Raw genomic sequence first — 18,207 nt, forward strand, 5'->3', positions numbered from 1 at the left:
AGCACCTGGTCCCGGGCGGTCCAGGGCGCCCTGGCGGACCATGTTCGGTTTCGCGCTGGTCACCGTGGCGACGTTCCTCATGGTGTCGGGGGTCGCCCTGCTCGCCCCCGGGCTGCCGCTCCTGGGCGGGAGCCGGGGCCTGACGGTCGCGGAGGCGAGCTGGATCCTCAGCGCCTTCGCACTGGGTCGGCTGCTCTCCTCCATCCCAGGCGGGCTGCTTGTCGACCGGCTCGGTTTCGCGCACGCCGCCTCCGTCGGGTGCCTGCTGACGCTGGGCGGGGCGGTGACAGCCGGCCTGGAGCCGCCCCTGTGGGGACTGCTGCTGGCCCAGACCGTCCAGGGGTCGGGCTCGGCGGTGCACAACACCGCCGCGCTGTCGTCGATCATCGCGGCGCTGCCGGAGGGACGGATGGCCCGGTTCCTCTCGCTGCACCAGGGCGTCGTCCTACTGGGCGTCTCGCTCTCACCGGTGATGGGCGGCGTGGCCGTGACCGCCTGGGGGGTCAGCGGTCCCTTCTGGTTCTACGCCGGCACCACGGCGCTATCCCTGGTCCTCTCCCTCGTGGCCATCGTGGTCATGCCAGGGCTCGCCCGGCCACACCGCACGGCCGTCCCGGTCCCGGGCCGTCGACCACTGGGCCGCCTGATGACCAACCGGTCCTTCGTCATCAGCCTGTGCGTGACCTTCGTGCTGTTCTGGATGGTCGCCGGGCTGCGGAACACCGCCGTGCCCGTTCTCGCCCAGGGCCGCCTCGGCTACACCGCGCTGCTCGTCGGTTTCCTGCTCGGCGCTGCCGCGGTGGCCAACGGCGTCTGCCTGTTCGTGGCCGGCCCCGCCGCCGACCGGTTCGGCCGGCGGCCCGTCCTACTCACAGGCACCGCTGTGCTCTGTGCCGGACTCGTGGCCCTGACCGTCGGCTCCGAGCCGGCGACGTGGATCGGCGTGACCGCCCTTGGCATCGGGATGGGCCTGGCCGGCGCGGCCCTGCCGGCGATCCTCGCCGACGTCGCCGACCCCAGCATCCGCGGCGTCGCCGTCGGCATCCACCGAACCTCGTCCAGCCTGGGCCTGTTCATCGGCCCGGTCACCGTGGGGCTTCTCCTCCAGAGCCTGAGCACGGCGACCACGTTCGCCATCGGCTCGGGTGCCCTGGCGCTCAGCGTGGTCGCCGTCCTCTTCATCCGGGAGACCCTGGCCCAGCCGGCTTCGGCCACCAACTCGACCATCCCCCAGACCCCCCTTCCACACCAACGACAGGAAGTGAACTGATGCACGTCGGACAGCGCGTGGTCGATCTACTTGTTGAGGCCGGCATCCGCTCGGCCTTCGGAGTGCCGGGAGGACAGACCTCCCCTCTGTATCACGGCATGGCCATTCGGCGGGATGCCATTCGGCACGTCTTGATGCGCGACGAGCGCAGCGCCGTCTTCGCCGCCGACGCCTACGCCCGGACCACCGGGCGGGCCGGCGCCTGCGACGCCACCGTCGGTCCGGGCGCGACCAACCTGGTCTCCGGGCTCGTCGAGGCGCGGAGCTCCTCGATCCCGCTCATCGCGGTGGTTGCCGACATCCCGAGGGCGTGGGAGCACCGCCGGCACCTCGGGTCGGCGTCCCAAGGCTTCGAGCAGCGATCCTTCCTCGAACCGTGCGTGAAGTGGTTCGGGCACGTCGGCGTCCCGGAGGCCATCGACGACGTCGTTGGGCAGGCCCTGCGGGTCGCGACGTCGAACCGTCCGGGACCGGTGGTGGTGGAGATCCCGGACGACGTTTTCTCGGCCGACGCCGTCGAGGCCCCGCTCCCGCCCGTGGATGCGCGCTACCCGAGGTTCCGCAGCGCCCCCGACCCCGACGCGGTGCGGGAAGCGGCCGCCGTAATCGGTCGCAGCCGCCGTCCCATGTTGCTCCTGGGTGGCGGCGCGCAGATCGCCGGGGCCGGCCCGGAAGCCAGAGCGCTGGTGGAGCGGCTGCGCGCGCCGTTCTCGACGACGATCAGCGGCAAGGGTCTCATCGAGGAGACCCACCCTCTCGCCATGGGGATCTCCGGCTCCTTCGGTGTGCCGGTGGCCAACGACCTGCTCGCCGAGTCCGATTGCTTGATCGTGGTGGGCGCCAAGCTCGGGCAGGCCGCCACCCTGGGCTGGGACCTGCCGGCGCCGGGGGCCGCCGTGGTTCACCTGGACGTGGACGCCGACGAAATCGGTCGCAACTCCCCGGCCCTCGGCCTGCACGGGGACGCCGCGCTGGGCCTGCGGGCGCTGCTCGACGCGCTGTCGACGGCCGAGCTGTCTTTCGACTGGGACATCGATGGCCTGACTCGCGGGGCCACGGATTGGTGGGAGGCCGAGCACGTCCTCGCCCGCCCGCGTGAAGGAGACGCCGTCAAGCCGCAGGACGTGGTCGGCCTCATCGGCGAGCGCCTGACCGAGCCTGACCTGGTCGTGACTGATGCGAGCCTGTCCTCCGGCTGGATGGGCTCGGGCTGGCGGGTGGAACACCCGGGGCGCCGCATCCTGGCACCGCGCGGGGTGGCCGGCCTGGGCTGGGGCCTGCCCGCCGCCGTCGGTGCTGCCTTCGGGTTGACTGACGTCGGGAGCGAGGGCCGCGTCGTCTGCCTGGCCGGTGACGGCGGTTGGGGCTACTCCCTGACCGAGGTGGAGACCCTGGCCAGGTTCGAGATGCCGGTCGTTTCCGTGGTGCTGAACAACTCCGTGCTCGGCTGGAACAAGCACGTCGTGCAGCGCCGCTATGCCGGCGACTACGTCTCCCAGGACTTCGGGGACGTCGACTACGCTGCAGCGGCAAGCAGTCTCGGGGCACACGCCGTCCGCGTCGACCGCATCGAGGACGTCGGTGCTGCACTCGACGAGGCCTTTGCCGTGCAGGGGCGGCCATCCGTTGTGGAGATCGTCTCGTCGGAGTACGAGACCCCGGTCATCAAGCCGATGTCCGGGCAGTCGGCCCCGGCACGCGCGTCCTACTGATGATCGCAGCCGGGCGCCGGTCACCTGGCGCCCGGCTGGCGGTCGGTCACTCGCCGCTGAGCAGTTCCACCCAGTTGCCGTCCGGATCCTCGATCATGGCGATGGACACCCCGGGCCGCAGTTCCGTGGCGGGGACGACCACCGGGTGCCCGGCCGACTCGCAAGCGGCCACGACTTCCGGGAGGTTGCTGACGCTGATCGTGAAGTAGCGGTATCCGGTGCCGCCCCGCAGGCCACCGGGAGGCGCCTCGGCTGCCGGCGGCTTCCGGGGCGTGATCAACTTGATGACGCTGGACCCGCAGCCCAGGCGGTGCATGGTGCCCCCCGGCATCGGGGACTCCCCGAGATCCTTCAACCCGAGGACGTCCCGGTAGAACATGAGACAGGCGCCAGGGTCCTTCGCGACGACGCCGAGATCGATCGAATCCTTGGTCAGGTCAACAGTCATGGTCGGCACTCTATCGATCCGACCGACCGGACGGTCGGTCGCTCTGGTGACGGGTCCCGAAGTGGGGCACCTGGTCCCACGCGACATGGCTGCGCGAGCAAAGTCGACGGAGGTTATTGCGCGCTGGTCCGGGTGAGGCCCTCGTCTTGCGGGCCTGCTCACAGTGTCGGCGTGGTCCAGGCGGTCGTAGGGCTTGTGCCACCGCGTGGCTGGCCGCGAGCTTGCGCTCCCCGGTGCTCGCGCGAGACATTCCGGCCTTGCCCGGGACCGACGGCCGGCGGTCGGAAACGCCGCCGGATGCCGCGGCGCTCGTCTGCTTCGTAGCCTGGCCCGGCTGATTCGCGAAGTCGTCCGCCGAGTCTCATGAAGGCTTTTAAGTTTCGTGAGGATGAGAGTCCTGGCGGCACCGAGGAAGTACCCCGCTGAATTTCGGCCCGGGGCGTTGCAGCGGGTCGGCGAGCAATCGGGGATCGATTCCCAGTTGCTGCGCAAGGGGCTCCGTGGCTGCTGCACCGTCGAGCGGCTATGTGCGCCGTCGGGCTCCAAGGCATCACGCGGGCGAAGGCCCGCGGACCACCGTGCCGGAGCTGGCCCAGGCACCCGCCCGGCCCCGGTCGAGCGGGCGCTCGGTGCGGCCGGCCCAGACCGGCTGCACGTACCGGCGTCACCTACCGCTGAACCTTATCCGCCTGAGTCGACGCCGCCTTCGTGATCGGCGTGCACTCGCGCCGGGTGGTCGGCTGGCAGCTCTCGCGCTCGCTGCGCACCGACCTGACCCTCGACCCGTTGCAGATCGGCCCGTGGACGCGCCGCCGAGCCGGCCGGAAACTCGGCTGGCTGATGTGCCACTCGGACGGGCGCTCAGTACATCGCCGGGCGGTACACCCAGCGCCTGGCCGAGGTCAGCGCCGTGGCCTCGGTCGGCTCGACCGGGGACTCGTATGACAACGCGCTGGCCGAGGCGTCCAACCGGCGGTTCACAGCGGCAGTCGTTCGCGACCGCGGCCCGGGGAAGGGCATCGGCGACTTCGAGATCACCGTCGCCGAGTACCTCGACTGATGCAACCAAGGATGCCTGCACGGCGCGATCGGTCTCGTTCCACCGGCCGAGCACGAGGACCCCTCCTTCCGGCACAACTCCTCGGCGACTACCGTCGCCGAGCTAGTTCCGGGCCTTTACTTTCCCGGGGCGGGACATAGTCGCCGACGGCGAAGCCGAGGATCTGCCGGTGGCCGTCGGCGGCCAGGCGGTAGCCACCACCACCGCCTGGAGACGGCCCGGCGGTTGACTCAGCCGTGCGGTAGGCGGCATTGACGAAAACGTAGGGAAAGGCTTGCTCGGCCGGACGCTGCCCGTGGCGACAAAGATCGCTGGAACCGCTAGCCTGCACACTGCGGGTGATCTTGCTCACCCGTCTGCTCGGAGCGGCAGGACGTGAACGCCTCCGCCAGCGAGGAGTGCTTCGCGATAGCCGCGAACGTCGGCATCTCGACGAATGGCACGTCCGGTGGGCCACGGCCCACCGGTGTCGGGCCCGTACGCGGCGCCAGCATCGACAACCGCTCGGACCCGATGAGGCCGAGCCGTGAGGAGAAGGGCCAGCCATGGAGACGTTGATCGTCGAACGGAAGGACGGCGTGGCGACGGTGAGCCTCAACAGGCCGCCAGTCAACGCGGTCAACCGGCAGATGCAGCTAGAACTACGCGAAACGTTCGCGGGATTCGCGGAGGACCGAGAGGTCGGGGCGGTCGTCTTGTGCGCCGAGGGCGAGCGAGCCTTCTGCGGCGGGGTCGACCTGAAGGAGAGCTCCCAGCAGGCGGGGGCCGACCTTCCGTTGCAGAATGCGATCAACCCCGGCTGGGAGTGGCGCAGCGCCCAGCACGCCGTCCGCCACTGCGCCGTTCCGGTTATCGCGGCGGTGGAAGGACCGGCGATCGGCGCCGGGTTCGGTCTGGTCGGCGTGTGCGATCTGATCATCGCCTCCCGTAGCGCCACCTTCGGTCTGACCGAGATCAACGTCGGGCTGCTCGGCGGCGCCAGCAAGGCCATCAACATGCTCGGGCCACGAAAGGCCCGGATGATGATGTTCACCGGCCGCATGCAGCCGGCAGAGGAGCTCCATCGCCTCGGTGCCGTGGAGGAGGTGGTCGAGCCAGGGCAGGCGCAAGCGCACGCCCTCGCCATCGCCGCGGAAATCGCGGGCAAGAGCCCGCTGGCCACTCGGCTCGCGAAGGAGTCGATCCTGCGGATTGAGGGCGACGACGTCGAGCGGCAGTACCGGACGGAGTGGGACTACACCAACCGGCTCCGTGGTTTCGACGACTCGCGCGAGGCCATGACCGCCTACCTGGAGAAGCGTCAGCCGAATTGGACGTGGTCGTGACGCCCCGGCGAACCGGCTGAGAGCCGGACCTCGTGGACGGGTCGCCCTAAGGACCGGTGCCGCACCGGCATCGGGCTGCCTGCAGACAAGATTCCCGCTGCGTGGGAGGCCGCTGCGGTCGTTAACGCCGGCTCAACAACGCCGGCATCACCGTGCTGGCAGCTCCGATGCGGAAGACCAGCCCCGTGGTCGCACCCCTGCGCATCGGAGCGTTGCAACGACCAACTGCGTTCGCCTGGGCGCCGCGGTCGCTATGGGGCGACCGCCCCGGCCAGGCTTCCCCGCCGTCGAGCTTCGGCGGTGCGGGCGTCGGTGACCGGTTCGGTGGCGTGTGGTCGGCGATCGACTAGCCGACCAGGCTGGGGGAGAAGCAGTCGATCACGGTGGCCAGGTGCAGGGCTGGGCCGTTTCCGCACGCTGTTCAGGTGGAGCCTCGTCGTGCTCGGCGCTCACCCGCGGCGCCCGGTAGGCCCGGTCGGTGGCGTTCCGTCCAGATGTGCTCGGCCAGCTCCGAGCCGGTCTGTGTGTGGCCGACCCACGGCGTAGCCCCGGCGTCCCAGGCCGGGGCACGACGACCGGGCGGCACGATCTGGCGCAGCGGCTGCACCTCGAACGTGTGCCGGCGGTCGGCGACGAGCAGGAAGGGGGCGCCAGCGCGCCTCCCCAGGTGAGTACCGCGCCGCCGCCTGCAGGGAGTCTTGCTGAGCGCTCAGCTTCCGCTCGGCCGCCTCCAGCGGGGCGACTCTAGCCCGCGCCCGGGCGAGCTCGTGAGCAGCCGCAGCCCCAGCAGGGGCGACTCGTCGTCGGACCTGGTGGTGCTTGCTTCGCACCGGCACGCCCATGGCGTTCAGTTGGCCAGCAGTGTCGCGTCCAGAATCCCAAGGCCCCGGCGATCCCAACCACGCTGCCTGCAGGTACAGCTCTAGTGGGTCCCGGCAGAACTCCTCCGAGTACGTCTCCTTGCCAGCGGCGTCTCTTTCGCTCCCCCAGGCGTGGCTGGTCAAGCGTGTCCGCGAATCAGCGCCCGGAGTGGGTTGTCCAGGCCGCTGTCGACGCCCGATGTTGCCACACATCACCAAGCCCGGTAGGCGGCATCAGCCGGCGGAAGGACTTGCCCCGTCGCGTTCGCGGAGGAGGGCGGAGATCCGCTGACGGGTCACGCCGAACAGCGTGGCGATCCGGTAGATGCTGACGTGCTCCCGCCGGAGTGCGGCGGCCTCCTCGCGGCGGCGCCAGGTGTGCCCGGCGGCGGCCAGCGAGGCCGGCACCGAGGAGACCGTCTCCACCACCAGGGGCCGGGGCTCCTCCCTGACCAGCTCGAGCCACGGATGTCCCTGGCGTCGCTCGGCCAGCGGGCGTTCGGCGCGGGCGCAGGCCCGCGCGAGCTCGTCCACCGAGTCGTCGATGCAGGCGATCAACTGCTCGAGGGCGGGCAGAGCGGTGTCGTGGACCGGCGGTGGGGCGACGGCGTTCACGCGGCTCCCTCGAAGTCGGCGCTGGCAGTTCGAACTCTAGGCACAACCTCTATTGCGGGTAATAGCCGCGACATGCATCATGTGGCGCGCAACCCACTGCGAGTGGACGGTCGCCCGGCGCTCCGGTTCGGCCCCCGTCCTGCCGATGAGGGGGTCAGGGGACTCTCACGTCGCTGAGCACGCCGGCAGAACGGAACGCCTCATGTCCACCCTCACCGCCAGCATGGACCTGCCGCCCATCCCGGCCAGCGTGCCGGTGGCGCGCCGGCTGGTCCGGCAGCTCCTACAGGCCTGGGGTGCCCGCCAGGACCACGAGGACGCCGCGCTGCTGGTGACCGAGCTGGTCGCGAACGTGGTCGACCACGTCGGCGGGAGCGCCTGCCTGACGATCGAGGCCACCCTGTCCGACGACTGGCTGCGGCTGGCCGTCGTCGACGGCTCACCGGCCCGCCCGGAGGTCCTCGGCCCCTCCCCGGACCGGCCGCGTGGCCGCGGCATGCTGATGGTCGAGATGATCGCCGACCGGTGGGGGTGCGAGGAGGACCGCGACGGCAAGCGCGTCTGGTTCGAGCTGCGGCCTTCCCACCTGTGACCTACCGGCTGGTTTGCCGCGGTTCCCGATCGGGGACCGGCGAAGAGGAAGCCAGCCACACCGAAGGGACTCCGCGATGAGCGAGCCGAACACCCACGCTGCCGGTAACGGCATCTCCGACGAGGAGATGATCGAGACCGTCGCCGGCCAGACCGACAGCGCGTCGGAGAACGCCGACGTCGCGGGCAAGGACTGGGACGGCGACCCGGACGCCGCGCCTGCGCCCACCGACGAGGCCTGACCCCCCGACGTCTCCGCGCCGCCCTCGTTCCGCTACCGGAACGGGGCGGTGCCGTGTTCCGGGCCGTCACTGACAGACTGTGGTGATGCGCGTCACCACCGGGACGGCGGCCCGCCCGGAAGCGGCGCTCCGGCCGCGGGCCCGCCCGGCGCGCACCGCGCACCGCGGTGCGCTGGGCCGTCCGGCACGGCCTGCCGGCGGTCTACCTCTCCCGCAGCGCCCGCCGCGGTGACCTGGTCGGCCGGCTGATGCGCGATCCGGCGCTGCGCGGGGACCCCTACGAGCTCTACGAGCAGCTGCGCGCCCGCGGGCCGCTCTCGGGCAGCAGCCTCGGTCTGGTGACGGCGTCGCACCCCGTCGCCCAGGACGTCTTGCGCAGCGACCGGTTCGGCGCCGGGTGGGACCGGACGGGTGCTCCCCGGGTCATCCGCTGGGCGCTCGACTTCGGCGACGACCCCGCGGCGGCCGGCGTCGCCGAGCCGCCGTCCATGCTCGTGACGGATCCGCCCGACCACACCCGGTTCCGCCGGCTGGTGAGCCGGGCCTTCACCCCGCGGGCGACGGCGGCCTTCGAGCCGGCCATCCGGCGCATCGCCGAGCGCCTCCTGGAAGACCTGGAGCGCCGGGAGGGCGCGGTCGACCTCGTCCATGCCTACGCCGCGCAGCTGCCGGTGCTGGTGATCGCCGACCTGCTCGGCGTGCCCGTCGAGCGCCGGGAGGACTTCCTGCGCTGGGGCGCCGCCGCCGCCGCCACCCTCGACCCCGGCCTCCCGCTGCGCCGCTACCTCGCCGCCGAGAAGGCGCTGCGGGCGATGCACCGGTTCCTGGCCGAGCACTTCGCACGGTTGCGCCGCGAGCCGGCCGACGACCTGGTCAGCCGCCTGGTCACGCTGCCGCCCGCGGAGGCGCTCACCGACCGGGAGCTGCACGCCACCGTCCTGCTCCTGCTCGGCGCCGGCTTCGAGACCACGGTGAACCTGCTGGGCAACGCCGTCGTGCTCCTCGACGCGCACCGCGACCAGTGGGACGCCCTTCGCACGGGCGCCGCCGGGTGGGACGACGCCGTCGAGGAGGTCCTGCGCATCGACAGCCCCGTGCAGCTCACCGGCCGCTCGGCGCGGTCCGACGTCGAGCTGGCGGGGCGGACGGTGCCCGCCGGCACTCGCGTGACGCTGTTCCTCGGTGCGGCCAACCGCGACCCCGACGTCTTCCCCCACCCGGCTCGGTTCGACGTCATGCGCCCCAACGCCCGCGAGCACCTGGCCTTCTCCGGCGGCATCCACTACTGCGTCGGCGCGGGGCTGGCGCGCCTGGAGGGCGCCATCGGGCTGGCGGCGCTCAGCGCGCGCTTCCCCACGCTGCGGGTGTCCGGCCGCCCGCAGCGGCGCGACCTGCAGACCCTCCGGGGCTTCGAGGTGCTGCCGGTGACCCTGCGCTGACCCTGACGTCCTCCCTGGTTATCGGATGAGCCAGGACGGCCCGATCAGCTGCCGGGGACCAGCATCCCGGCGCCGACCGTGGCATTGGTGGCCTCGTCCACGAGGATGAACCGGCCGGTCACCCGGTTGCGGGAGTACTCGTCCACGAACAGCGGCTGGGTGGTGCGCAGCCGCACCCGGCCGATGTCGTTGAGCCCGAGCTCACCGGCACCGAGGTCCCGGTGCAGCGTGTTCACATCGAGCCGGTACTGCAGCTCCTTGACCACCGCCCGCACCGAACGGGTCGTGTGCTTGACGGCCAGGCGCTGCCGCGGCCGCAGCGGCTCGTCGGTCATCCAGCACACCAGCGCGTCGAGGTCCTGGGACACGTGCGGCGCGTTGGCCGGGCGGCAGATGAGGTCACCGCGGGAGACGTCGAGGTCGTCGGCCAGCCGCACGGTCACCGCCATGGGGGCGAACGCCTCCTCGACCGGGCCGCGCGGCCCGTCGATGCCGGCGATCGTCGTGGTCAGCCCACTGGGCAGCACCTGGACCTCGTCGCCGGGCCGGAGGACCCCGCTGGCCACGGTGCCCGCGTAGCCGCGGTAGTCGTGGTGCGCGTCGGACTGCGGCCTGATGACGTACTGCACCGGGAAGCGGACGTCGACGAGGTTCCGGTCGCTGGCCACGTGCACGTGCTCGAGGTGGTGCAGCAGCGAGGAGCCCTGGTACCAGGGGGTGTGCTCCGACCGGCGGACGACGTTGTCGCCGTGCAGCGCCGAGATCGGGACGACCGTGAGGTCGGGGACGTCGAGCTTCGCGGCGAAGGCGGTGAACTCGTCGCGGATGGCCTCGAAGGTGTCCTCCGACCAGTCGACGAGGTCCATCTTGTTGACCGCGACGACCAGGTGCGGCACCCGCAGCAGGGAGGCGAGGAACGCGTGGCGGCGGCTCTGCTCCAGCATGCCCTTGCGCGCGTCGACCAGCACGATCGCGAGGTCGGCGGTCGAGGCGCCGGTGACCATGTTCCGCGTGTACTGCACGTGGCCGGGGGTGTCGGCCAGGATGAACGTCCGCCGGGGGGTGGCGAAGTACCGGTAGGCGACGTCGATGGTGATGCCCTGCTCGCGCTCGGCGCGCAGGCCGTCCGTGAGCAGCGCCAGGTTCACGTAGTCGCCGCCGGCGCTGGCCCGCTCGACCGCCTCGTACTGGTCCTCGAAGACGGCCTTGCTGTCGTAGAGCAGCCGGCCGATCAGGGTGCTCTTGCCGTCGTCGACCGAGCCGGCGGTCGCGATCCGCAGGATGTCCTTGCGGGCGACGGCGATGTCGTGGGCCTGCGCCGCGGCGGCGGAGTGCACGTCGACGGGGTTCATCGGGGGTTCTCCTGGCGAAGGACGGCGGCGGAGCGGACGCTGGAGCGGAGGCCCTGAGGAGGCGCCGCGTGTTCCTGTTCGCCCTGGCAACGCCCGCGTTGCTGGTGGTCGTCCTGGGTTACGTGGTCGGGCACGCGGTGACCGAGTGGGGCTACGGCGTGCTGGGTGCGGAGGCGACGTGGGTCTCGGAGGTCGTGGGCTGGACGACCGGCCTGGTGCTGCTCGGCGTCGTGACCCTGCTGCTGGTGGCCCGATGGCGCCGTCGTCAGGCCCGGCATCAGAAGTAGCCCTCCTTCTTCCGGTCCTCCATGGCGGCGTCGCTGACCTTGTCGTCGCCGCGGGTGGCGCCCCGCTCGGTCATCCGGGTCACCGCGATCTCGGCGATGACCTCCTCGACGTCGGTCGCCCGTGAGGCCACCGCGGCGGTCAGGTTGGCGTCGCCCACCGTGCGGTAGCGCACCCACTCCCGGCGCACCTGCTCGCCCTCGCGCGGGGTGATGAACCGGTTGACCGCGTAGAGCATCCCCTGGCGCTCGACGACGTCGCGCTCCTGAGCGAGGTACAGCGGCGGGATGGCGATCTGCTCGCGAGCGATGTACTGCCAGATGTCGAGCTCGGTCCAGTTCGACAGCGGGAACACGCGGATGGACTCACCCAGGTGGATCCGGCCGTTGTAGAGGTCCCAGAGCTCGGGGCGCTGATTCTTGGGGTCCCACTGCCCGAACTCGTCGCGGAAGGAGAACACCCGCTCCTTCGCGCGGGCCTTGTCCTCGTCGCGTCGGGCACCGCCGAACAGCGCGGTGAAGCCGTGCTGCTCGACCGCGTCGAGGAGCACGGGGGTCTGGATGCGGTTGCGGGAGCCGTTGGGCTCCTCCTTGACCGTGCCGGCGGCGATCGCGTCGGGCACCGAGGCGACGACCAGCTGCACGCCCAGCTCGGCCACCCGCTTGTCGCGGAACTCCAGCACCTCGGGGAAGTTCAGCCCGGTGTCCACGTGCATCACCGGGAACGGGATGCGGGCCGGCGCGAACGCCTTGCGGGCCAGCTCCAGCATGACGATGGAGTCCTTGCCGCCGGAGAACAGCAGCACCGGTCGCTCGAGCTCGGCGACCACCTCACGGATGACGTGGATGGACTCGGCCTCCAGCGTCTCCAGCTGGCTGAGCCGGTAGTCGGGGGTCGTCACGCGGGCAAGCTCCAAGGACTCGGGATCGGGTCGATCGCTTCGGCCAACCCGATCGACCTGGTGCGGATTCCCCTCCAGTGTCCGCTATCGCACCGGACGCGCCGCAGCCAGCACCTGGTCGGCCAGCTCGGGACGGGTGACCACCAGGTCGGGCAGCGACGGATCCGCGGCGTTGTAGACCAGCGGGGACCCGTCCAGGCGGCAGGTGACCAGGCCGGCAGCGCGGGCGACCGCGACCGGGGCGGCGGAGTCCCACTGGTACATGCCGCCGGAGTGGACGTAGGCGTCGACCTCGCCCCGCACCACGGCCAGCGCCTTGTACCCGGCCGAGCCCAGGGGGACGAGCTCCCCGTGCAGGACGTCGGCCACCGCCTGGGCCTCGGCGGGCGGGCGGGTGCGGCTGACGGCGATCCGGACCGGTCCGTCCGGCCGGGCGGGCAGCACGGGCGCCGGGGCGGTGACGTGCACCTCGTCGAGCGCCGGCAGGGCGACGGCGGCGGCCACCAGGTCGCCGCCGGACCAGAGCGCCACGTGCACCGCCCAGTCGCTGCGCGGCGGATCGGAGTACTCGCGCGTGCCGTCGAGCGGATCGACGATCCACACGCGGTCGGCGGTCAGGCGCCGGGAGTCGTCGACGGCCTCCTCGCTGAACACCACGTCGTCGGGCCGTTCGACGGCGAGCACGCCGGCGATCGCCCGCTGGCCGGCCGCGTCCCCGGCGTCCCCCAGCGGGCGCCCGGTGAGCCCGGTCGAGCGGAGCGGCAGCAGCGCGTCGGCCGCCGCCCGCGCTGCGCGGACGGCGACGGCGACGTCGGGGCTCAGCTCCACTGCACCGACGTGGCGTCGCCCGGCCGGCGCGGCGGGGTGTGGTTGCCGGCGGCGTCGGTGATGGCGCCGAAGTAGGCCTGCGCCTTCTCCGGCCGGGGCATGATGAAGATGCCCCGCGCCTCCACGAGCGGGCGGCCCGGCTCGGCGGCGAGCGCGATCGTGCCGGCGATGACGGATTTGCGTCCCTCGGTGCTCTCGACCCACGCCCGGAACACCAGCGGCGTCTCCAGCGGCAGCGGTCCGCGGTAGTCCAGCTCCAGGTGCGCGGTCATGCCCCACAGGCCCGCCGCGCCGGCGGCGCTGCCGAGCAGCTGGTCCATGAACAGCGCGCTCATACCGCCGTGCACGTAGCTCGGCGGGCCCTCGTAGGCGACACCGAGCGTGGCCTCCGCGACGACGCCGTCGCCGTCCCGGCGCACCCGCAGCGGCGGGGCGAGGGCGTTGCCGATCCCGACGACGGGGTTGAAGACGCGCCGGCCGGCGGAGGGGTCGTCGAGCACCGGCAGCGTGGCGGCGGGGCGCCGCGACACGCCGATGCGGGCGGTCGCCTGCCGCACCAGCTCGGCCGCCGCCGCCACCTCCGTGGCCGGTGTCGTCGTCGTCACCGACGCCTCGATCAGCTCGCGCAGCGCGGCGCCCAGCTCGGTGGACGCAGCCATGAGATCGGCGTCGTAGGGGGCCGCGGTCTCCGCGGTGCCGTCGTTCGTCGTCACCGGCAGATGGTCGCAAGTACCCTCAGGCCGGTGGCGCGCCGCCCCCGGCCGGCCCGCTGCGCGGAAGCCGCACGGTGACGGCGAGCCCGGCCCCGGGCGCGGTCGCCAGCGACGCGGAGCCGCCGTGGGCGGCGGCGAGCGAGGAGACGATCGCCAGGCCCAGGCCGGTGCCGCCGGCGGCGCGGGTGCGGGACGCGTCGGCGCGGTAGAACCGCTCGAACGCGCGCGCCGCGTCGTCGGCGGCCATGCCCGGGCCGTCGTCGGCGACCCGCAGCAGCAGCGTGTCGGCATCGGCCGGGTCCTGGGCCACCGAGACCTGCACCCGGGTGCCCGGCGGTGTGTGCGTCAGGGCGTTCGTGACGAGGTTGCCCACTACCTGGCGCAGCCGGCTCTCGTCGCCGAGCACGACGGGGACGTCGGTGAGCGACTCGTCCAGGTGCAGGCTGATCGGCCGGTCCGGCTGCACCGCCCGCGCGTCGTGGACGGCGTCGCCGGCGACCGCGGCGAGGTCCACCGGGGCCATCGCCAGCGGACGCTGCTGGTCCATGCGGGCCAGCAGCAGCAGGTCCTCGACCAGCAGGCCCATCCGGCCGCCCTCGGCCTCGATCCGCTGCATCAGCCGGGCGACGTCCTCCTCGGAGCGGACGGCGCCCTGGCGGTACAGTTCGGCGAACCCGCGGATCGAGGTCAGCGGGGTGCGCAGCTCGTGGCTGGCGTCGGCGACGAACCGGCGCATCCGGTGCTCGGACCCGCGGGCCTGCTCCTCGGAGGCCTGCTGGGCGCGGAACGCGCTCTCGATGCGGGCGAGCATCCCGTTGAGCGCGGTGGACAGCCGGCCGACCTCGGTGCGCTCGTCGCCGTCCGGGACGCGGCGCGACAGGTCTCCCGCGGCGATGGCGGCGGCGGTGCGCTCGACGTCGGCCAGCGGACGGAGGCTGTTGCGCACCAGCACGTAGCCGGTGGCGCCGAGGAGCACCAGGAGTGCCAGCCCGACGACCAGCTCGATGCGGATTAGGCGGGAGATGGCCCGCTCGACGCCCTCGAGGTCGTCGCCGACGACCAGCGTGTAGCCGCCGGGCAGCTGGCCGGAGGCCATCCGCCACTGCGCGCCGTCGACCCACACCGTCACCGGGCGCCCGTCCTCGCGGAGCCGCTCGATCGCCTGGACGCCCAAGTCGGGCAGTGCATCTCGACCCGGCCCGCGGGGCTCGCCGATCACGACGGGCTCGTCGCTGTCCGGCGTCAGGCAGGCGACGTAGAAGGTGTTGGGCTGGGGGCGGCCGGACCGGAGGCAGGCGCTGACCAGCTCGGGTCGCAGGTTGTTCTCGACGACGGCGCGCAGCTCCGCGTCCCGCTGGTCCCGCAGGTAGTCGCGCAGCAGGGAGGCGGTGGTGAAGCCGGTCGCCAGGAGGGCCACGCTCAGCAGGGCCACCATCAGCGCGACGAGGGTGACCCGCAGGGGCACCCGGGGGCCTCGGGCGGCCGGAGGAGTCACGAGCCGCGCGGCAGCCGCAGGGTGTAGCCGACCCCGCGGATGGTCTGCAGCAGGCGGGGCTCGGTCGTGTCGATCTTGCGGCGCAGGTAGGAGATGTAGGACTCCACGACGTTGGCCTCGCCGTTGAAGTCGTAGTTCCACACGTGGTCGAGGATCTGCGCCTTGGACAGCACCCGACCGGCGTTGGCCATGAGGTAGCGCAGCAGCTTGAACTCGGTCGGGGAGAGGCTGATGACCTCACCGGCCTTGATGACCTCGTGCGACTCCTCGTCCAGCTCGATGTCGGCAAAGGTCAGCCGGGGAGCCTCGGCCGGGCGCTGCGCACCCGTCGTGCGGCGGAGGACGGCCCGGATGCGCGCCACGACCTCGTCCAGGCTGAACGGTTTGGTGACGTAGTCGTCCCCGCCGAGGGTGAGCCCGGAGACCTTGTCCTCCGGGGCGTCCCGCGCGGTCAGGAACAGCACCGGGGTGTGCCGGCCGGTCTCGCGCAGCCGGCGGACGACGCCGAAGCCGTCGAGCCCGGGCATCATCACGTCGAGAACCAGCAGGTCGGGGCGGAACGACGCGGCGAGCGCGAGCGCCTGCTGCCCGTCGGCCGCGGTGGCGACCTCGAAGCCCGCGTAGCGGAGGCTCGCCGAGAGCAGCTCGCGGATGTTCGGCTCGTCGTCGACCACCAGGAGGCGGGCCTCCGGGGCCGGCCGGCCGGTGGGCTGGTTCCCGGACACTGCTCCTCCGGTCGCGTGGGCCGATGCCGTCGTCGTCATGCACCCAGGGTCGGGCGAAGGGCTTCGGTGGGGCTGGACGCTACCTGTGAACTCGCTGGGAGCGCTCCCGGCGGCGCCGGGGCGTTCCTCAGCCCCCCATGGCGCGGCCCAGACGCCAGTAGCCGATCGCGTGGTGCTGCGCCCGCCCCAGCCCCCACCGGCCCCGCAGGTCGGCCCGGATGGCGCGGACCGCGGCCGACTCGGCACCTACCCAGGCGAAGACGTCCTCGTCCTGCGGAGGGTCCAGGGCCGCCACGGCATCGACCAGCAGCGTGCTCCTCCCCGGGGGCGTGGGCCCGCGGTGCAGCCAGCGCAGGTCGACGCCGGCCGGTGCCGCGAGCTCCTGCTCCTCCTTCGGGCCGGACACCTCCAGGTAGGCGACCCCGGCCGTCTGCGGCGGGGCGGCGGCGAGGATGCGGCTCACGGCCGGCAGGGCGGTCTCGTCGGCGGCGAGCAGCAGCCAGCGCGCCGGTCGCTCGGCGAGCGAGGCGGCACCGGCGATCCCGAGCAGCGCACCGGGCCGCGCCGCCCCCGCCCAGGCGGCGGCCGGCCCGTCGCCGTGCAGGACGAAGTCGATGTCCACCTCGCCGGCGGCCGGGTCCTGCCGCCGGGCCGTGTAGCTGCGCAGCGCGACCCCGTGGCTGCCCTCGGGCCACACGATCCGGCCGTCCCGCTGGATGCGCGGCCAGCGCGGGTCCGGGTCGTCGACCCGCGGTACGAGGAGATTCACGGTGGGCCCGGCCGCGGCCACGACGGCGGCGTCCCCGGACAGGGTCACCCGCCGCACCGAGGGGGTCACGTCGGTCACCGCGACGACGGTGAGGACATCGACCGGTCGCAGGCCGTCGGTGAAGACGGCGGCGTCGGGGGAGGTCACGTCGGTCCAGCCTAGGCGTGCCCCCGGTCTCGGCCGACCGATGTGTGCCCCGGTGCCGCCGCGGGCACGGCAGCAGCACCGTCCACGAGCCGGGGAGAGGCGATGTCCGACGACCTGAAGAAGGGTGACCACGTCACCTGGAACAGCCACGGCAGCGAGGCCGAGGGCACGGTGGAGCGGAAGATCACCTCCGACACCGAGGCCTCCGGTCGCACCGTGCGGGCCAGCGAGGACGACCCGCAGTACGAGGTCCGCAGCGACAAGAGCGGGCGCACCGCGGTGCACAAGCCCGGCGCGCTCGACGAGGCCTGAGCCCCGCGCTCGGATCCACGGTCCGGCGGCGCCGGGCCCGAACACCAGGAGGAACACGTGACCGAGTTCGCAGGCGACTTCGCCGGCTCGCGCAGCACCAAGCACAACCCGCGGCTCGACGAGGAGCTCGAGCACGAGGTGCAGGGGATGATGAAGGCCGAGCGGGCCACCCGCGCGCACGAGTGGCGCGAGGTGGAGCCGGTCGCCGAGGGCGACCCCGACATCGACGCGGACCCGGCCGGCACGCTGACCGGCGGTGTGCCGGTGGGCATGACCGAGGACGCCGTCGTCGCGCGGGCCGAGCTGGCCCGCTGGCTGGACCGTGCGGACTTCCCGAGCACCGGGCCCCAGCTGGTCGAGGCCGCCCGGGATCACCGGGCGCCCGAGGTCGTCGCCGCCGAGCTGGCGCGGCTGCCCGAGGGCGAGACCTTCGAACGGATCGGCGACGTCGTCCGTGCGCTCGGCTACCCGACCGAGACCGGCCCCGGGCCCGGGGCCTCGGAGCCGGCATCTCCGCAGGACTCCTGACCGCCGGGCGGGGGAGGGCGCCGGCTCACGCCTCGGCGCTCTCCCTCGCCTCGTCGTCGGCGATCTCCTCGGCGCCGCGACGACGGAAGAGCTTCGATCCCGGGAACCCCTTCACGATCTGCCGCATGTCCTGGACCGTGTCGACCAGGTCCCGCACGTCCGTGCCGACGCTCTCGAGGCCCTCGAGAACGGGGAGGATGTCCTCGTCCAGGTGGGTCACCAGCCGCGGTAGCCGGTCGATGATCGTGATCAGCGCGTCGACCTCGGTCGCGTCGAACGAGGCCGCCAGCCTGCGGATCGCCGGCGCGAAGGCGGTGAGGGTCGGCTCGTAGTCGCCCAGCAGGGGCTCGATGCGGCCGACCATGCCCTCGGCCCGGTCGACGACGCCGTCCGCGCGCCCGGCAGTGCCCCCGACCCGGTCGATGGCGTCGTCGGCGCGTTGCCGGGTCTGGCTCATGTCGGTGATGGCGTCGTCGGCGCGTTGCCGGGTCTGGCTCATGTCGGTGATGGCGTCGTCGGCGCGTTGCCGGGTCTGGCTCATGTCGGTGATGGCGTCGTCGGCGCGTTGCCGGGTCTGGCTCATGTCGGTG

At 72.8% G+C, this 18,207-nt stretch carries 20 protein-coding genes and 1 pseudogene; 10 read left to right on the plus strand and 11 right to left on the minus strand.

Annotated features, from left to right (window positions below):
• The first annotated feature begins 40 nt into the window (after positions 1-40).
• On the plus strand, positions 41-1,270 hold the full coding sequence (locus ACI791_RS16640; protein ID WP_456587049.1) for an MFS transporter: 1,230 nt from the start codon (positions 41-43) through the stop codon (positions 1,268-1,270).
• Positions 1,270-2,982 (plus strand): thiamine pyrophosphate-binding protein, encoded by a 1,713-nt coding sequence (locus ACI791_RS16645; RefSeq protein WP_456587050.1) that lies wholly within the window; start codon positions 1,270-1,272, stop codon positions 2,980-2,982. Before ACI791_RS16640 ends, ACI791_RS16645 begins: the two co-directional genes overlap by 1 nt.
• Before the next feature lie 46 nt (positions 2,983-3,028).
• Here ACI791_RS16645 and ACI791_RS16650 read toward each other — a convergent pair whose 3' ends face one another.
• Positions 3,029-3,430, minus strand: coding sequence for a VOC family protein (locus ACI791_RS16650; protein ID WP_456587051.1), 402 nt, complete (start codon positions 3,428-3,430; stop codon positions 3,029-3,031).
• Between the two features lie 910 nt (positions 3,431-4,340).
• Here ACI791_RS16650 and ACI791_RS16655 point away from each other — a divergent pair.
• The gene (locus ACI791_RS16655; protein ID WP_456587052.1) at positions 4,341-4,490 is read left to right on the plus strand and encodes a hypothetical protein; all 150 of its coding nucleotides are present in this window, start codon (positions 4,341-4,343) and stop codon (positions 4,488-4,490) included.
• Positions 4,491-4,578: 88 nt separating this feature from the next.
• Here the strand turns inward: ACI791_RS16655 and ACI791_RS16660 are convergent, their stop codons facing one another.
• A complete protein-coding gene (locus ACI791_RS16660; RefSeq protein ID WP_456587053.1) occupies positions 4,579-4,842 on the minus strand; it encodes a hypothetical protein in 264 nt (87 codons plus the stop codon).
• A gap of 193 nt (positions 4,843-5,035) precedes the next feature.
• On the opposite strand from ACI791_RS16660, the gene ACI791_RS16665 reads away from it, so the two are divergent.
• Entirely contained in the window at positions 5,036-5,815 is a 780-nt protein-coding gene (locus tag ACI791_RS16665; RefSeq protein WP_456587054.1) for an enoyl-CoA hydratase-related protein, read from the plus strand.
• A gap of 1,094 nt (positions 5,816-6,909) precedes the next feature.
• Here the strand turns inward: ACI791_RS16665 and ACI791_RS16670 are convergent.
• Complete coding sequence (locus ACI791_RS16670) at positions 6,910-7,290, minus strand: hypothetical protein (protein WP_456587055.1); 381 nt, start codon at positions 7,288-7,290, stop codon at positions 6,910-6,912.
• Positions 7,291-7,492: 202 nt separating this feature from the next.
• Here ACI791_RS16670 and ACI791_RS16675 point away from each other — a divergent pair, with 202 nt between their 5' ends.
• From ACI791_RS16675 to ACI791_RS16685, 3 genes are all read left to right on the plus strand, one after another.
• Positions 7,493-7,882, plus strand: coding sequence for an ATP-binding protein (locus ACI791_RS16675; RefSeq protein ID WP_456587056.1), 390 nt, complete (start codon positions 7,493-7,495; stop codon positions 7,880-7,882).
• Positions 7,883-7,958: 76 nt separating this feature from the next.
• The gene (locus ACI791_RS16680) at positions 7,959-8,123 is read left to right on the plus strand and encodes a hypothetical protein (RefSeq protein WP_456587057.1); all 165 of its coding nucleotides are present in this window, start codon (positions 7,959-7,961) and stop codon (positions 8,121-8,123) included.
• A gap of 167 nt (positions 8,124-8,290) precedes the next feature.
• Entirely contained in the window at positions 8,291-9,562 is a 1,272-nt protein-coding gene (locus ACI791_RS16685) for a cytochrome P450 (protein WP_456587058.1), read from the plus strand.
• Between the two features lie 44 nt (positions 9,563-9,606).
• Here the strand turns inward: ACI791_RS16685 and ACI791_RS16690 are convergent, their stop codons facing one another.
• Entirely contained in the window at positions 9,607-10,914 is a 1,308-nt protein-coding gene (locus ACI791_RS16690) for a sulfate adenylyltransferase subunit 1 (protein WP_347058171.1), read from the minus strand.
• A gap of 68 nt (positions 10,915-10,982) precedes the next feature.
• On the opposite strand from ACI791_RS16690, the gene ACI791_RS16695 reads away from it, so the two are divergent.
• Positions 10,983-11,201 (plus strand): hypothetical protein, encoded by a 219-nt coding sequence (locus ACI791_RS16695; RefSeq protein ID WP_456587059.1) that lies wholly within the window; start codon positions 10,983-10,985, stop codon positions 11,199-11,201.
• Here the strand turns inward: ACI791_RS16695 and cysD are convergent.
• The 6 genes from cysD to ACI791_RS16725 all read right to left on the minus strand — a co-directional run bounded on the left by cysD (position 11,192) and on the right by ACI791_RS16725 (position 16,777).
• Positions 11,192-12,100, minus strand: coding sequence for a sulfate adenylyltransferase subunit CysD (gene cysD, locus ACI791_RS16700; RefSeq protein WP_456587060.1), 909 nt, complete (start codon positions 12,098-12,100; stop codon positions 11,192-11,194). The genes ACI791_RS16695 and cysD overlap by 10 nt on opposite strands.
• 84 nt (positions 12,101-12,184) lie before the next feature.
• Positions 12,185-12,928: an inositol monophosphatase family protein gene (locus ACI791_RS16705; RefSeq protein ID WP_456587061.1), complete on the minus strand. Its 744-nt coding sequence runs from the start codon at positions 12,926-12,928 to the stop codon at positions 12,185-12,187.
• On the minus strand, positions 12,919-13,641 hold the full coding sequence (locus ACI791_RS16710) for a PaaI family thioesterase (RefSeq protein WP_456587062.1): 723 nt from the start codon (positions 13,639-13,641) through the stop codon (positions 12,919-12,921). Before ACI791_RS16710 ends, ACI791_RS16705 begins: the two co-directional genes overlap by 10 nt.
• Before the next feature lie 22 nt (positions 13,642-13,663).
• The gene (locus tag ACI791_RS16715) at positions 13,664-15,106 is read right to left on the minus strand and encodes a sensor histidine kinase (protein WP_456587063.1); all 1,443 of its coding nucleotides are present in this window, start codon (positions 15,104-15,106) and stop codon (positions 13,664-13,666) included.
• A gap of 26 nt (positions 15,107-15,132) precedes the next feature.
• The gene (locus ACI791_RS16720; RefSeq protein WP_456587064.1) at positions 15,133-15,900 is read right to left on the minus strand and encodes a response regulator transcription factor; all 768 of its coding nucleotides are present in this window, start codon (positions 15,898-15,900) and stop codon (positions 15,133-15,135) included.
• Positions 15,901-15,988: 88 nt separating this feature from the next.
• Positions 15,989-16,777, minus strand: coding sequence for a siderophore-interacting protein (locus ACI791_RS16725; RefSeq protein ID WP_456587065.1), 789 nt, complete (start codon positions 16,775-16,777; stop codon positions 15,989-15,991).
• A 102-nt stretch (positions 16,778-16,879) separates the two neighbouring features.
• On the opposite strand from ACI791_RS16725, the gene ACI791_RS16730 reads away from it, so the two are divergent.
• Both ACI791_RS16730 and ACI791_RS16735 read left to right on the plus strand, forming a co-directional pair.
• Positions 16,880-17,089, plus strand: coding sequence for a DUF2945 domain-containing protein (locus ACI791_RS16730; RefSeq protein ID WP_456587066.1), 210 nt, complete (start codon positions 16,880-16,882; stop codon positions 17,087-17,089).
• A gap of 57 nt (positions 17,090-17,146) precedes the next feature.
• Positions 17,147-17,617 carry a DUF2795 domain-containing protein gene (locus ACI791_RS16735; protein WP_456587067.1) on the plus strand — a complete coding sequence of 157 codons (471 nt, stop codon included), beginning with the start codon at positions 17,147-17,149 and terminating at the stop codon, positions 17,615-17,617.
• Between the two features lie 25 nt (positions 17,618-17,642).
• Here the strand turns inward: ACI791_RS16735 and ACI791_RS16740 are convergent.
• Positions 17,643-18,207: pseudogene (locus ACI791_RS16740) on the minus strand (hypothetical protein); the annotation flags it as partial.

The organism is Blastococcus sp. SYSU DS0973, assembly GCF_054051055.1.

Bases quoted from the DNA above. Each gene is read 5' to 3' on its own strand.
- ACI791_RS16640 (WP_456587049.1), top strand. From the start codon at position 41: ATGTTCGGTTTCGCGCTGGTCACCGTGGCGACGTTCCTCATGGTGTCG.
- ACI791_RS16645 (WP_456587050.1), top strand. From the start codon at position 1,270: ATGCACGTCGGACAGCGCGTGGTCGATCTACTTGTTGAGGCCGGCATC.
- ACI791_RS16650 (WP_456587051.1), bottom strand. From the start codon at position 3,430: ATGACTGTTGACCTGACCAAGGATTCGATCGATCTCGGCGTCGTCGCG.
- ACI791_RS16665 (WP_456587054.1), top strand. From the start codon at position 5,036: ATGGAGACGTTGATCGTCGAACGGAAGGACGGCGTGGCGACGGTGAGC.
- ACI791_RS16675 (WP_456587056.1), top strand. From the start codon at position 7,493: ATGTCCACCCTCACCGCCAGCATGGACCTGCCGCCCATCCCGGCCAGC.
- ACI791_RS16680 (WP_456587057.1), top strand. From the start codon at position 7,959: ATGAGCGAGCCGAACACCCACGCTGCCGGTAACGGCATCTCCGACGAG.
- ACI791_RS16690 (WP_347058171.1), bottom strand. From the start codon at position 10,914: ATGAACCCCGTCGACGTGCACTCCGCCGCCGCGGCGCAGGCCCACGAC.
- ACI791_RS16720 (WP_456587064.1), bottom strand. From the start codon at position 15,900: ATGACGACGACGGCATCGGCCCACGCGACCGGAGGAGCAGTGTCCGGG.
- ACI791_RS16730 (WP_456587066.1), top strand. From the start codon at position 16,880: ATGTCCGACGACCTGAAGAAGGGTGACCACGTCACCTGGAACAGCCAC.